The organism is Ferruginibacter sp. (assembly GCF_014377975.1).
GTDB lineage: Bacteria > Bacteroidota > Bacteroidia > Chitinophagales > Chitinophagaceae > Ferruginibacter.
Genome location: NZ_JACMOO010000386.1, coordinates 1 through 13,627, shown reverse-complemented (window position 1 = coordinate 13,627; position 13,627 = coordinate 1). Strand labels below are relative to the sequence as shown.

Annotated in this window: 13 protein-coding genes; 9 read left to right on the top strand and 4 right to left on the bottom strand. The window is 38.9% G+C overall.

All coding sequences use genetic code 11. From position 1 onward, the window contains the following. Both H7254_RS19085 and dxs read left to right on the top strand, forming a co-directional pair. The coding region (locus tag H7254_RS19085; protein ID WP_301934487.1) for a peptidoglycan DD-metalloendopeptidase family protein at window positions 1-593 on the top strand (593 nt) is incomplete at its 5' end. Window positions 594-728: 135 nt separating this feature from the next. Continuing rightward, window positions 729-2,663, top strand: a complete 1,935-nt coding sequence (gene dxs / locus H7254_RS19080; protein WP_301934486.1) for a 1-deoxy-D-xylulose-5-phosphate synthase — start codon at window positions 729-731, stop codon at window positions 2,661-2,663. A 410-nt stretch (window positions 2,664-3,073) separates the two neighbouring features. Here dxs and H7254_RS19075 read toward each other — a convergent pair whose 3' ends face one another. Then, on the bottom strand, window positions 3,074-4,243 hold the full coding sequence (locus H7254_RS19075) for an ATP-binding protein (RefSeq protein ID WP_301934485.1): 1,170 nt from the start codon (window positions 4,241-4,243) through the stop codon (window positions 3,074-3,076). Window positions 4,244-4,361: 118 nt separating this feature from the next. On the opposite strand from H7254_RS19075, the gene rbfA reads away from it, so the two are divergent. Then, window positions 4,362-4,754: a 30S ribosome-binding factor RbfA gene (gene rbfA / locus H7254_RS19070; RefSeq protein WP_301922348.1), complete on the top strand. Its 393-nt coding sequence runs from the start codon at window positions 4,362-4,364 to the stop codon at window positions 4,752-4,754. A gap of 51 nt (window positions 4,755-4,805) precedes the next feature. Continuing rightward, window positions 4,806-6,029 carry an FtsX-like permease family protein gene (locus tag H7254_RS19065; protein ID WP_301934484.1) on the top strand — a complete coding sequence of 408 codons (1,224 nt, stop codon included), beginning with the start codon at window positions 4,806-4,808 and terminating at the stop codon, window positions 6,027-6,029. Between the two features lie 122 nt (window positions 6,030-6,151). On the opposite strand, the gene H7254_RS19060 is transcribed toward H7254_RS19065, so the two are convergent. Beyond that, window positions 6,152-6,988 (bottom strand): transketolase, encoded by an 837-nt coding sequence (locus H7254_RS19060; protein WP_367875459.1) that lies wholly within the window; start codon window positions 6,986-6,988, stop codon window positions 6,152-6,154. Between the two features lie 262 nt (window positions 6,989-7,250). Between H7254_RS19060 and H7254_RS19055 the strand changes: the two genes are divergently transcribed. After that, window positions 7,251-8,375: a glycosyltransferase family 4 protein gene (locus tag H7254_RS19055; protein ID WP_301934483.1), complete on the top strand. Its 1,125-nt coding sequence runs from the start codon at window positions 7,251-7,253 to the stop codon at window positions 8,373-8,375. Window positions 8,376-8,458: 83 nt separating this feature from the next. Further along, on the top strand, window positions 8,459-9,022 hold the full coding sequence (gene frr, locus H7254_RS19050; protein WP_301934482.1) for a ribosome recycling factor: 564 nt from the start codon (window positions 8,459-8,461) through the stop codon (window positions 9,020-9,022). A 110-nt stretch (window positions 9,023-9,132) separates the two neighbouring features. On the opposite strand, the gene H7254_RS19045 is transcribed toward frr, so the two are convergent. Then, window positions 9,133-9,570: a type I restriction enzyme HsdR N-terminal domain-containing protein gene (locus H7254_RS19045; RefSeq protein ID WP_301934481.1), complete on the bottom strand. Its 438-nt coding sequence runs from the start codon at window positions 9,568-9,570 to the stop codon at window positions 9,133-9,135. A 69-nt stretch (window positions 9,571-9,639) separates the two neighbouring features. Between H7254_RS19045 and H7254_RS19040 the strand changes: the two genes are divergently transcribed. The 3 genes from H7254_RS19040 (at window position 9,640) to H7254_RS19030 (ending at window position 13,006) form a co-directional block, all read left to right on the top strand. Next, window positions 9,640-10,410, top strand: a complete 771-nt coding sequence (locus tag H7254_RS19040) for an AMP nucleosidase (RefSeq protein ID WP_301934480.1) — start codon at window positions 9,640-9,642, stop codon at window positions 10,408-10,410. Window positions 10,411-10,536: 126 nt separating this feature from the next. Next, on the top strand, window positions 10,537-11,613 hold the full coding sequence (locus H7254_RS19035; protein WP_301934479.1) for an Ldh family oxidoreductase: 1,077 nt from the start codon (window positions 10,537-10,539) through the stop codon (window positions 11,611-11,613). Between the two features lie 70 nt (window positions 11,614-11,683). Continuing rightward, a complete protein-coding gene (locus tag H7254_RS19030) occupies window positions 11,684-13,006 on the top strand; it encodes an aspartate kinase (protein ID WP_301934478.1) in 1,323 nt (440 codons plus the stop codon). A 1-nt stretch (window position 13,007) separates the two neighbouring features. Here the strand turns inward: H7254_RS19030 and H7254_RS19025 are convergent, their stop codons facing one another. Next, on the bottom strand, window positions 13,008-13,472 hold the full coding sequence (locus H7254_RS19025; protein ID WP_301934477.1) for a DUF962 domain-containing protein: 465 nt from the start codon (window positions 13,470-13,472) through the stop codon (window positions 13,008-13,010). Window positions 13,473-13,627 lie beyond the last annotated feature (155 nt).

The following is a 13,627-nucleotide window of genomic DNA, read 5'->3' as shown; positions in this document are numbered from 1 at the left end:
ATACAGAAGTATTTTCTAATTACATGGATCAAAAATTATTTTCCGCAAATGCACTGTACGGAATAGGTGGCTACGGGGAAGATAGAATACTTTACAAAAGAAGTGATCACTTTAAATCAAGAGGTTCAAAAGTTTCACCCTTTGGAGAAGCTTCAGAGGAGGCAGCCTCCCGTTCCATCCACCTCGGCATCGACATCTGGGGCAAGGCCGGCACCAAAGTTTTTGTACCCATCGGTGGCACAGTTCACAGCTTTGCCTACAATGATAATTTTGGTGATTATGGTGCCACCATTATTTTACAACACCAGTTGGAAACAATCGTCTTTCATACTTTGTATGGACACCTTAGCCTAGCCGACATCGCCAACATGCAGGAAGGAAAATACATCAGCAGGGGAGAGTTGCTGGCACATTTTGGTGAAGCATCAGAAAACGGTAACTGGCCTCCACACCTCCATTTTCAGATTATTCAGGATATGCGACTCCATAAAGGAGATTATCCTGGCGTTTGTAGTATCAGCGAAAAGGAAAAGTATTTACACAATTGCCCTGACCCGGATTTGATGTTAAATATGATGAAATACGCTGGTTAAAATATTACCGGTGTAATTCACTAATCCGGAATCATCAGCATCAAAATATAATACAACTTTTAACGTTGTGGTTTGTATATATTAAGGTGAAAAAAGCCCTTTAAAGATGTAACTTTACACCGCAAAATTTAAAGCATGGAAATTAAAGCCGGCAAATTATTAAGTAACATTAACAACCCTGATGATCTTAAAAAATTAAGCAAAGATCAGTTACACCTGGTGTGTGATGAACTAAGGCAATATATTATTGACGTGGTAAGCGTACATGGTGGCCACTTTGCAGCCAGTTTGGGCGTGGTAGAGCTGAGTGTGGCATTGCATTATATTTTCAATACTCCATACGATCAATTGGTATGGGATGTAGGACACCAGGCTTATGGACATAAAATTTTAACTGGCAGAAGAGATCAGTTCCCCACTAACCGGAAATACAAAGGGCTGAGTGGTTTCCCTAATAGAACCGAAAGCGAGTATGATACTTTTGGTGTGGGGCACTCGTCAACTTCCATCAGTGCTGCATTGGGAATGGCCATGGCAAGTTATTATAAGGGTGAAAAAGACAGACAGCATATTGCGGTAATCGGCGATGGTGCTATGACGGCCGGACTGGCTTTTGAAGCCATGAACCACGCAGGCATTGCCAACTCTAACATCATTATTATTTTGAATGATAACTGTATGAGTATTGACCCCAACGTAGGCGCATTAAAAGAATACCTGACCGATATTACTACATCTCATACTTACAATAAGGTAAAAGATGATGTGTGGAATTTGTTGGGCAAATTACCAATGGGAAAAACTTTTTCCCGTTCCATGGCACAAAAATTAACGGATGGGTTAAAAGGAATGGTGAGCAGCAGCGCTAATTTATTTGAAGCGCTCAACCTGCGTTATTTTGGCCCCATAGACGGACATAATATTACCAAGCTGGTAGATACGCTCAACGATCTTAAAAATATCCCCGGTCCAAAATTATTACACATTAAAACAGTAAAAGGAAAAGGATACGAGCTGGCAGAAAAAGACCAAACTAAATGGCATGCACCAGGATTATTTGATAAAGTAACAGGAGAAATACAAAAGAAAAAATTTGATATTCCGCAGCCACCAAAATACCAGGATGTATTTGGATATACCATTATTGAGCTGGCGGAAATGAATGATAAAATTATGGGGATTACGCCGGCAATGCCCAGCGGATCTTCTTTAAAATACATGATGGAAAAAATGCCCGGACGTGCTTTTGACGTAGGCATTTGCGAGCAACATGCCGTTACATTAAGTGCAGGTTTGGCAACACAGGGCATGCGGGTATTTTGCAATATTTATTCTTCTTTTATGCAAAGGGCGTACGACATGGTGGTGCATGATGTGGCCATACAAAAATTGCCGGTAGTGTTTTGTTTAGACAGGGCCGGCCTTGTAGGCGAAGACGGCGCAACACACCACGGATGTTATGATATAGCTTATATGCGTTGTATCCCAAACATGATTGTTAGTGCACCGATGAATGAGAAAGAATTGCGAAACCTCATGTATACTTCGCAGTTGGAAAGTACTGTCAACCCTTTTGTAATTCGTTATCCAAGGGGCGAAGGAGTAATGCCGGAATGGAAAACACCTTTTGAAGAAATACAAATTGGTAAAGGAAGAAAGTTAAAGGATGGACAGGATGTAGCGATACTTTCTTTTGGTCATCCCGGAAATTTTGCCGCTGCTGCCATCCGTGATGTAAAAGCAGAAGGCATCAATCCGGCACACTATGATATGCGCTTTGTAAAGCCAATTGATGAGGCTTTGTTACACGAAGTTTTTAGCAAATACAACAAAATAATTACCATTGAAGATGGTACGGTTGTAGGCGGTTTTGGAACTGCTATTTTAGAATTTATGAATGCACACGGTTACAAAGCAACTGTGAAAATAATGGGTATTCCGGACAGGTTGGTAGAGCATGGGTCTGCCAGACAGCTGTACGAAGAAATTGGTTTGGATGCCAGTGCCATTGCGAATGTGTTGAGAGAAATGATGAAAGATAAAGTTACAGTTGGTGCAACATTTCAATAAAGTAATTTCAACAAATTTTATACCGGCCCTTGCCGGTTTTTTTATTTTCGGTCCTGGCAGTAATTTTCCATAGCGGCATTGTTGCGTCGCCCTCTTTTACTGCATACCATTGTGTTGCTTTTATCGGTGGGGTTTTTACTTAAATCAATAAAAAAGCAGGCTGTAATAATAAAATGTCATTCATAACCTTACAAAACCATCGACACAATATTAGTGATCACTTTTTTATTAATCTTTCTTGCAGAGATAAGATATCAGAATAGTCTGCCGGCCGCCAGGCCATAAAATACAAAAAAATAAGATAGATTCTTAAATCACTATTTTTTTTTAATTATTAAATATCATCCACAAAATGATCATTTTAATAACCTTGTAAATGTCAAACGTTATTTGATATTTACAAGGCTGTGTTATAGCTTGGCAAGATATTTATTTATAAAAATCGCGGCACCCACTATACGTATTCCCTGCTTGTTTATATAATCAACATCTGCAGAACACACAATAAAATTATTTTTACTTTTTAAATCTTCAATACAATGAAAAAAGCCTTTGGTAGCAACCGGGGCCTTGCTTAGTTTAATTTCCACGCAGGCTTTCACCACATGGCCTCGAACCAATACCAGGTCACATTCTGCACCAGCCTGGGTACGATAGTAATACATGTCAAGCCTGCTGTCTTTTGCATACAGAACCTGGCTAACAATATATCCCTCCCAGGATGCACCAACGGCAGGGTGATTTAATAACTCCTTTTCGGCATGCAGCCTTAACAGATAATGCAAAATACCGCTGTCGTTAATATAAATTTTAGGGGCTTTTATTAATCGCTTGCCAATGTTTATAAAATAAGGTTGTAGCCTGGTAATAATAAAAGCAGCTTCCAGGTAATCCAAATATCGCTTTACGGTAGTACCTGTAACGTCCAGCGAATTACCAAGGTTTTCTGCGTTTAATATACTGCCCTGCAAATGAGCCAGCATGCTCCATAACCTGCGCATGGTTGAGGTAGAAAAACGTATATCAAATAAAAATGGCAGATCTCTTTCTATATAAGTAGTAATAAATGAATCCAGCCACCCTTGTAGTAATTGATTGTTGCGTATTGTAAGAGCTTGTGGAAAGCCTCCCCTAAACCAGTGTTTATTCATAGGGATAGCAGCTGGTAATTCATGCAATCCAATTGGGTGCAGATAAAAATAAGCTACTCTTCCCGCTAAACTTTCAGGAGCGCCTTTTAATAATGCAAAAGATGCAGAACCGGTAATGATAAACCGGCCGGGCTTCCGTTTTTCATCAATAACTGCACGTAATAAAGGAAAAAGTGAGGGCATGCGCTGAATTTCGTCAATCAGCACACACTCATTCAGATAAGAAAGTAAATATTCTTCGGCATCACGGTTCAGTTTATCAAAGTCGCTGGTTTTTTCAAGGTCAAGATATATGGTTTCCTTTTTATTTTTTGCTGCCAGTAACTTAATCAAGGTAGTTTTGCCTGCCTGTCCCGGCCCTAAAATGACAATTGCAGGAAGGACTTTTAAACACTTTTCAATAACAGGTTTGACGGCCCTTTCTATCATTTTATAAAGATACAATGATCCTTGTAAATGTCAAATTGTATTTGACATTTACAAGGATGAAATATTGAAATTAAAGTCCGGCAAACCATATAACTTTACAGTTCATAATATTTGCAGCATGACAAAAGAAACTAAACGGCAAAAACAGGTAGCCGGGCTTATCAATGAAGAACTGAATGATATTTTTCGCCGCATGGGTATCACCATGATGGATGGGGGAATGATCTCCATTTCATCTGTAAAAATTACGCCCGATCTTTTTGAAGCAAGGGTTTACCTGAGCATGTTTCAGGTAAAAGATACACAGGCAACCTTATTAAAATTTGAAGAAAAAAATAAAGAGATCCGAAAAGAACTGGGTACCCGTGTGCGGCACCAGTTACGCAGTATTCCGGAACTGAAATTCTTTATTGATGATACGCTCGACTATGTTTTTAAAATGGAAGAACTGTTTGAGAAAATAAAAAAAGAGGAAGGTACTGATATTAAGAAAGCACACGAAGGCGAATAAATATTACATTCAATTTTTTAACGGCTAAATACCCTTTAGGGGCATAGGGTTATGTATCTAACTTTTGCATGGCGGTATTTTAAAGCAAAAAAAAGTGCCAATGCTATCAATATTATTTCGTGGGTAACAGTAGGAGTAATAACATTTGCCATAGCCTGCCAAATATTGGTGCTAAGTGTTTTTAACGGTTTTGAGGGATTGGTAAAATCATTGTATGGATCTTTTTATGCTGACATAAAAATTATCCCTGCCAGGGGGAAAACCTTTACACTTACCAGTACCCAGCTTGCATTAATAAAACAACAGCCGGGAATAAGTGCCATTTCTTTAATTGCCGAAGAGAAAGCTTTATTGCAAAATGAAGATATCCAAACAATTGTTTACCTGAAAGGCGTTGATAATAATTACACCAATGTTTCTGGTGTTGCAGCGAAAACTTACCTTGGTAATTTTAACACTGGTACTGCTGCAGAACCTGGTTTAATTGTGGGGGCAGGTATACAAAATGCTGCAGCGATCAGTGTAGATGCAGCTTTCAAGGCATCCAGCCTTACACTTATCTTACCTAAAAAGGGAAAAGTTACCGCAAATGACCCGATGCAATCCTTAAGCGAAGGTATTGTAAAAGCCACCGGTGTTTTTACCATACAGCAGGATTTCGATAATAAATATGCTTTTACCAATATTGATTTTGTTAAACAGCAAATGGGTTTTTCTGCGGAGGAATACAGTGCAACAGAAATAAAAATAAATAGTAAGTCAAGCCCTGTAGCTATTCAAATGCAATTATCCAATTTATTAGGAAGCGCCTATACCATACAATCAAAATATCAGCAAAATGCCAGTTTGTATAATACCATGCGCATGGAAAAGTGGATCATTTATGCGGTGCTTACCTTAATACTTTTTATTGCAGCTTTTAATATGGTAAGTGCATTAACCATGCTGGTGATGGAAAAACAAAAAGATATCAGTGTATTGCAAAGTATGGGCGCAGATAAGAGTATGATACTGAAAATTTTTCTCAGTGAGGGTTTATTGCTGGCAGGTATTGGTACGGTCATGGGTATTATCCTGGCACTAATAATTTGTTTTTTACAGGTAAATTTCAAATTGATAAAATTAGAAGGAGGTTCTTTTTTGATTGATTATTTTCCGGTGCAACTGCAGCTTACAGATTTTATATTGGTTGCTATGACTGCAACCTTTATCGCTTTCCTGGCTTCCTGGTTTCCGGCCCTTAAGGCATCAAAGCAAGCGATTGAATTAAGATAGGTTTAAAATTACATTGAATAATACCATAAAAAAAGCTTCCTCATTTTGGAAGCTTTTTGCAAACACGTAAAACCGGATGATCATACAATCATCCTGCATAAATTATTTTTTAAAAGTGTTACTTAATAATCACCCATCGTTTCCGGCAGTTGTGCCAGTGCTCTTTGCAACTGGTCATCATTGGGTGAAATACCATGCCATTCGTGGCTACCTTCCATAAAATCTACTCCTTTGCCCATGCAGGTTTTCATCAAAATAACAATTGGTTTACCGTTGCCTGTAAGCGATTTGGCATGCTGTAAAGCAGCGATAATTTCATGCATATCATTTCCCTTTTCCAGGTTAACAACCTCCCAGCCAAAAGCTATGAATTTGCCGGCAAGGTCGCCAAGGTTCATTACTTTTTCAGTAGGTCCATCTATCTGCTGACCATTCCAGTCAATGGCAGCTATTAAATTATCAATTTTTTTATGGGCAGCAAACAAAATGGCTTCCCAGTTCTGTCCTTCATCCAGTTCACCATCACCATGTAAAGAAAAGACCGTTGCGGTATCTTTGTTTAGTTTCTTAGCTATAGCAGCACCTAAAGCCACGCTCATTCCCTGCCCTAACGAGCCACTAGCAATGCGCACACCCGGTAAATGTTCATGCGTGGTGGGATGGCCCTGTAAGCGGCTGTTTAACTTTCTGAAAGTGGCTAATTCCTGTACAGGAAAATAGCCGCTCCTTGCCAAAACACTATAAAATACCGGTGAAATATGTCCATTACTTAAAAAAAACAAATCTTCTCCTACCCCATCCATGCTAAAAGAAGGATTATGTTTCATAATATTAAAATATAAGGCAGTTAAATAGTCTGCGCATCCCAATGATCCGCCCGGATGGCCACTTTGAACGCCGTGAACCATGCGTACAATATCCCGTCTTACCTGGCAGGCTGTTTCTTTTAAGTCCGTCATTTTTTTATTTTTGAATGCAAACCTACTTCAATTACATTCATCGCCAAAGTAAAAATATATATGTATGCATGTCTATAATAATAAGTTCGTAATTTATACGTTAATTTGCGGTAAAATATTCAGGATGAGGAAAGGGTTGTCGTTAAACTTGCTATCTACATTTATTATACACAATATATTTCTGTAAATCGCTCCTTTATTCAGGATAATTTTATTTTTTTAAGGTATTTATTGTAATCCTTATCATATTAATTGTGCATGCATGAATAACATATTAATAAGTTTCGGACTGGCATTTCTAATTACATTTTTCGCTATTCCAGTTATTATTGAAGTAGCAAGACGAAAGAAATTATACGATGAGCCAGATGAGCGGAAAGTTCACAAAATGGTCATTCCCACCTTGGGTGGCCTTGGTATTTTTGGTGGGTTTATTTTAGCAACTTTAATCGGTGCACCTGTAGGCAGTATTGAACTACAGTATTTTGTTGCTGCGGCCATTGTAATTTTCTTCCTGGGTATTAAAGACGATATTCTTGTGCTTTCTGCTGCAAAAAAATTCATTGGGCAATTAATTGCGGCAGGCATTATAATAAAATTTGGCGGTGTACAAATTGCTGACATGCACGGGTTTTTAGGCATCACCACCATACCACCCATTGCAAGTATTGTGTTAACCCTTTTTACAGTTATTGTAATCATTAATTCTTTTAATTTAATTGATGGCGTTGATGGCCTTGCCGGAAGTTTGGGACTTTTAACTTCACTGGTATTTGGTACTTACTTTTTTTATGCCGGGCAATTATTGTATTCAGTAATGGCGCTGTCGCTGGCAGGAAGCCTGGTAGGGTTTTTAATGTATAACCATTCTCCCGCAAAAATATTTATGGGCGATACGGGTTCTTTGTTGATTGGGCTAATCAATTCTATTCTGGTAATTAAATTTATAAATATTGCGGGTTCACCCACGGTGCCATTTCCGCTGGAAGCAGCGCCTGCAATTGGTTTTGCCATATTAATAGTTCCTTTGTTTGATACCCTGCGTGTTTTTGCCTTGCGTATTTTCAATAGCCGGTCTCCCTTTAGCCCGGATAGAAATCACGTACACCATTTTTTACTGGAACTTGGCTTTAGCCACCAAAAAGTAACCTTACTTTGTGTTAGCTGTAATATAGGGTTGCTATTGATAGCCTACTTTTTGCGCAGTTTCGGAACAACTGTGGTAGTAGGGGTGCTGATGGCAATTTCATGCACATTTATTGCCATCATTTATTATAGCCGGCCAAAAAATAAAACAACCGAAGTAGTTAATATTGATACCAAAAAACAAGTGGTAAAATACCGTAAAATTGCAACGGTCGTCCCTAAATCTGTACAAGTAAATTAACTTCAATCCTTTTTCCGTTTCATCATTTTTTATCTGCCTATTGTTCTTTTCTTTAGTTTTGCATCCACTTAATTTTCTATTATATGTCAGAAGAATTAGAAATGGTTAAACTGGATACAGAATCCACGATGAAAAGGGCAATCGCTCACCTGGAAACAGAGTTGATAAAAATCCGTGCTGGTAAAGCAAATCCCAATATGCTGGATGGCATTGTAGCAGACTACTATGGGTCGCCTACACCCATTGCACAAATTGCCAATATTTCTGTTTTGGATGTACGCACTATTTCTGTTCAACCCTGGGAAAAGAATATGCTTCAGCCTATTGAGAGAGCAATCATTGCAAGCAATATTGGCATTAATCCACAAAATGATGGTAATTCAATCAGGTTGTTTTTACCACCTTTAACAGAAGAACGAAGAAGGGAATTGGTAAAAAGATGCTATGGCGAAGGTGAAAATGGAAAGGTATCTATCAGGAATATCCGCAGGGATGCTATTGAACAAATAAAAAAATTGCAAAAAGACGGGCTGAGCGAAGATGCTGCCAAAGACGCCGAAGCCGACATACAGGAAAAAACCAACCGTTTTATTTTACTGATTGAAAAGCACCTGGAAGCCAAGGAAAAAGAAATTATGGTAGTTTAATCCTACTTTGAAAGAATAATAACGATGGATAAAGGATTATTCTTTATCCATCGTTATTGTTTTGCCCCGATGCGGCTTTGGTTGATACAAGTAAAAAGGAAATTTTAATTTTATAAAAACTCAGGTAAAATATTTATTTCTTCCAACTCCTGGTTCTTAAGTGTAAATGCATAACCATACATGCCATTGGTAATAACCAGGTAAGGAACCTTCAGATTTATATTGTAGCGAAGTGCCTGGCTTAACACCATATTATTCAGCCCCACATTCATTTCCTTACATTCAACCAGCATCCAGGGCTGGGTATTTTTATCATACACTACAATGTCAAAGCGCTTTTTTACATCGCCTAAATAAATTTCTTTTTCAACAGCAATCAATGCAGCCGGATATTTTTTTACCTGTATTAAATATTGTAAAAAATTCTGCCTAACCCACTCTTCCGGTGTAAGCAATACCCATTGTTTACGCACCTCATCAAATATCATTTCTTTACCCGGGCCCTGTTTAATTTTAGGCTGGTAAGCGGGGTATGCTATCTTTATCATTAGTAGAGAAAATATATTTTGTACTTTTATTCAATGGCAAATAAACGAATAAACCAATAAACCAAATAAATGAAAACAAAAGCAGCCATAGTAGAAAACTGGTTACCCCGTTATACCGGCGAAAAGCTGGAGAACTTCGGCGAGTATATTTTACTCACTAATTTTTCTAATTACGTTGCCATGTTTGCCAAATGGAATAAGGTAAAAGTTGTAGGCACAGACAAGCCCATGCAATGTGCTACCGCAGGTAATATTACCATCATCAATTTTGGAATGGGTAGCCCGGGAGCAGCTACGGTAATGGATTTGCTGACAGCCATACAGCCCAAAGCAGTATTGTTTTTGGGTAAGTGCGGTGGCTTAAAAAAGCGCAATAAAATTGGCGATCTGATTTTACCCATCGCCGCATTAAGAGGCGAAGGAACCAGCTACGACTATTTTCCGCCTGAGGTTCCTGCCTTACCTTCGTTTATGCTTCAAAAGGCTATCTCCACCACCATAAGGGATTATGCCTGCGATTACTGGACGGGCACGGTGTACACAACTAACAGAAGGGTTTGGGAGCATGATGATGTATTTAAAGAATACCTGCAACGGGTAAGGGCCTATGCCATTGATATGGAGACGGCAACTATTTTTACCGTGGGTTTTTACAATAAAATTTCTACTGGTGCTTTATTACTGGTAAGCGATAGCCCGATGGTTCCCGATGGCGTAAAAACAGAAGCCAGCGATAAAAAGGTTACCTCCGAATTTGTAGAACGCCATTTAAAAATTGGCATCGATTCTTTAAAACAATTGATCAATAATGGGCTAACGGTAAGACACCTGCAGTTTTAAAAAATTGGTCCAAACATTTATTCATTGATGATCATTGTTGCATCGCCCTCTTTTACTTTTGTAAAAATGGCAATAGGTGCAATCAATTTGATGTACACTCAAATATTCAGCAGTTAATTATTTTCAATGGCTTCCATATATTCTTACCAGCAACTCTATACTTTTTCAAAAAATATTTTTATAAAAATTGGTTGCACCAATGTCAATGCCGAAACTGCAGCCAAAGTATTGCTGTCAGCCGATTTGCGGGGCGTAGATAGCCACGGCATCGCCCGCTTAACCGGCTATATCCGTTTGTGGGAAGTGAACCGGATTAAAGCCAACCCGGATATTTGTATTGTTCATGAAACACCATCTACAGCCACCGTAGATGGCGACAAAGGATTGGGTTTGGTGGTAGCGCCTGCAGCCATGCAGATTGCCATTGACAAAGCAAAAAATGCAGGCACTGGCTGGGTTAGCGTAAAAAACAGCAATCATTTTGGCATTGCCGGTATTCATGCAATGATGGCATTGGAACATGATATGATTGGTATTGCAATGACCAACGCATCGGCATTAGTCGCACCTACTTTTTCAATAGAAAGATTGTTAGGCACCAATCCAATTGCCGTGGCAATACCTGCAGGAAACGAAGCTCCCTTTGTGGCCGACTTTGCCACCACTACTGCCGCCAATGGAAAACTGGAAATACTACAACGAAAAAATGCAGCAACACCTGAAGGCTGGGTACAAAGCAAAATGGGTGAACCAAGTACCAATGCATCTGAAGTAAAAAATGGCGGGGCCTTATTGCCCCTTGGCGGGGATAAAGAACATGGCAGTCATAAAGGATACATGCTCGGTAGTGTTGTAGATATTTTTTCAGCCATTTTAAGTGGCGCTAATTACGGTCCGTGGGTTCCGCCTTTTCCTGCCTATGTACCCATGCCCGAAAATATGCCGGGTGAAGGGATCGGGCATTTTTTTGGAGCAATGCGCATTGATGCTTTTCGCCCGGCAGCAGATTTTAAAATGCACATGGATAAATGGATACAACGTTTTAGTGCTGCTAAAACTGTTGCAGGCCAGCCAAAAGTTATCATACCTGGCCAGCCGGAAACTGCTATGGAAAAGGAAAGAATGAAAAGTGGCCTGCCATTGGCAACATCTGTAATAAAGGAACTGGAAGAGCTGGGTAAAAAATTTGGCCTGTCATTGTAGCCGCTCAGGAAAAATTATCCTTATAATTTCACTCTGATTATATTTGCAATCCAATAAAAAAATTACGGTAATGAAAATAATGAAGTTTGGTGGTACCAGCGTAGGCAAACCCGAAAGAATGCATGAGGTGGCGAAGTTGATAACAAAAGATGCAGAGCCTAAAATTGTGGTATTATCTGCTTTAAGCGGCACTACCAATTCATTGGTGGAAATCAGTGTATCGCTGGCCAACGCAGACAGGAATATGGCCAAACAACAGATAGAAATATTGGAAGCACACTACCAAAATTTTATTGATCAACTGCTTAAAACAGCAGCAGCCCTGGCAAGTGCCAAAAGTATTATTTCCGAACATTTTGAATTTCTGAACATCATCTTAAAAATATCTTTTAGTGAAGCATTGAATAAAGATATTCTTGCGCAAGGCGAATTACTGAGTACCAAATTATTTTCTGTTTATCTAACGGAGCAGGGTATTGATCATGCATTAATACCTGCATTGGATTTTATGACAATTGATAATGATGACGAACCACAGATAGGAAGCATCAAGGTAAAGCTGGCGCAGATTTTACAACGCCATAAAAATAAAACCGTCTTTATTACACAAGGCTTCATCAGCCGTAATGCCAAAGGCGAAGTAGATAATTTAAAAAGAGGCGGCAGTGATTACAGTGCGTCTCTGATTGCAGCAGCAGTGAATGCATCCGTTTGCGAAATATGGACAGATATTGATGGCATGCACAACAACGATCCAAGAGTAGTAAAGAAAACCGTTGCTATTGAACAAATGAGCTTTGAAGAGGCTGCCGAGCTGGCTTACTTTGGCGCAAAAATTTTACACCCCGCAAGCATCTGGCCTGCACAATTTTATAAAGTGCCTGTTAAGTTACTAAACACCATGCAGCCAGAAGCAAGAGGAACTTTAATAACCGAACTGGCAGGAAGTGTGGGCGTAAAAGCAATAGCTGCAAAAGACGGGATTACGGCCATTAAAATTAAAAGCAGCCGTATGTTATTGGCCTATGGGTTTTTAAGAAAAATATTTGAGGTGTTTGAAAAGCACCGCACTTCTATTGATATGATCACTACTTCAGAAGTAGGGGTATCTCTAACAATAGATAACGATACCAATCTGCCTGCAATTATTAAGGAACTGGAGCCATTTGGAACGGTAGAAATTGATGCCAATCAAACCATCGTTTCCATAGTAGGCAATGAAATTACGGAAACAAAAGATGTGATGCAGCAGATTTTTAAATCATTGAGCGGTATCCCTATCCGCATGGTAAGTTATGGTGGCAGCAGTCATAACATCTCCATCCTTATTCCTAAAAATTACAAGGTGCAGACTTTGCAATTATTAAATGTGGGTTTATTTGGTCTGGAGTAATTTATATTTTAATACCAAGCCGCTGGTAAATAAAACTCATCAGCCAGGCAGGTCCTATCAGTAAAAAATGAAGGTCTTTCATAAAAGAAGGTTTCTTTCCTTCAATCTTGTGTCCGTAAAACTGACCGATCCATGCTGCCACAAATATCAGGAGCGAAAAAGCCCATAAAGGCATCAAAAATTTAAGCTCAATGAAATGGCTTATCAACAGGCAAATGGTGCCAAATAAAAACATACCCACCCACAGCGTTTTACTTAACAAAAAGTAGTAAATAATCATAAACACAAATGCTATCATCGCTACGTTTATCCGATGGCCCGTTATTACAAAAGGTAATTTAATGCTGTACAAAAAGCCAACAATGGCAAAAAATATGGCCGGTACACAAATCCAGTGAATAGTTTTATTGGTAGTATCCTGGCGGCTTTCTCCATATTCATTCAGCCATTGTTGTATGGTTGGCATAGTATTATTGTTTAATAATCCAAGTTAGTTATTCTGCAGTAAATAGTAAAAGTTAGTGTGGAAGCAGCTAAAGCGAAAATTGTACTATGTTTAAATAAATAATCATAATTCCAATGCAACTTTCTGTTGTAAAAAATTGTTATAAATTTGGTTTT

Excerpts from the sequence above, each read along its gene's own strand:
- dxs (WP_301934486.1), top strand. The coding sequence starts at position 729 with ATGGAAATTAAAGCCGGCAAATTATTAAGTAACATTAACAACCCTGAT.
- H7254_RS19075 (WP_301934485.1), bottom strand. The coding sequence starts at position 4,243 with ATGATAGAAAGGGCCGTCAAACCTGTTATTGAAAAGTGTTTAAAAGTC.
- rbfA (WP_301922348.1), top strand. The coding sequence starts at position 4,362 with ATGACAAAAGAAACTAAACGGCAAAAACAGGTAGCCGGGCTTATCAAT.
- H7254_RS19065 (WP_301934484.1), top strand. The coding sequence starts at position 4,806 with ATGTATCTAACTTTTGCATGGCGGTATTTTAAAGCAAAAAAAAGTGCC.
- H7254_RS19060 (WP_367875459.1), bottom strand. The coding sequence starts at position 6,988 with ATGACGGACTTAAAAGAAACAGCCTGCCAGGTAAGACGGGATATTGTA.
- H7254_RS19055 (WP_301934483.1), top strand. The coding sequence starts at position 7,251 with ATGAATAACATATTAATAAGTTTCGGACTGGCATTTCTAATTACATTT.
- frr (WP_301934482.1), top strand. The coding sequence starts at position 8,459 with ATGTCAGAAGAATTAGAAATGGTTAAACTGGATACAGAATCCACGATG.
- H7254_RS19045 (WP_301934481.1), bottom strand. The coding sequence starts at position 9,570 with ATGATAAAGATAGCATACCCCGCTTACCAGCCTAAAATTAAACAGGGC.
- H7254_RS19040 (WP_301934480.1), top strand. The coding sequence starts at position 9,640 with ATGAAAACAAAAGCAGCCATAGTAGAAAACTGGTTACCCCGTTATACC.
- H7254_RS19035 (WP_301934479.1), top strand. The coding sequence starts at position 10,537 with ATGGCTTCCATATATTCTTACCAGCAACTCTATACTTTTTCAAAAAAT.
- H7254_RS19030 (WP_301934478.1), top strand. The coding sequence starts at position 11,684 with ATGAAAATAATGAAGTTTGGTGGTACCAGCGTAGGCAAACCCGAAAGA.
- H7254_RS19025 (WP_301934477.1), bottom strand. The coding sequence starts at position 13,472 with ATGCCAACCATACAACAATGGCTGAATGAATATGGAGAAAGCCGCCAG.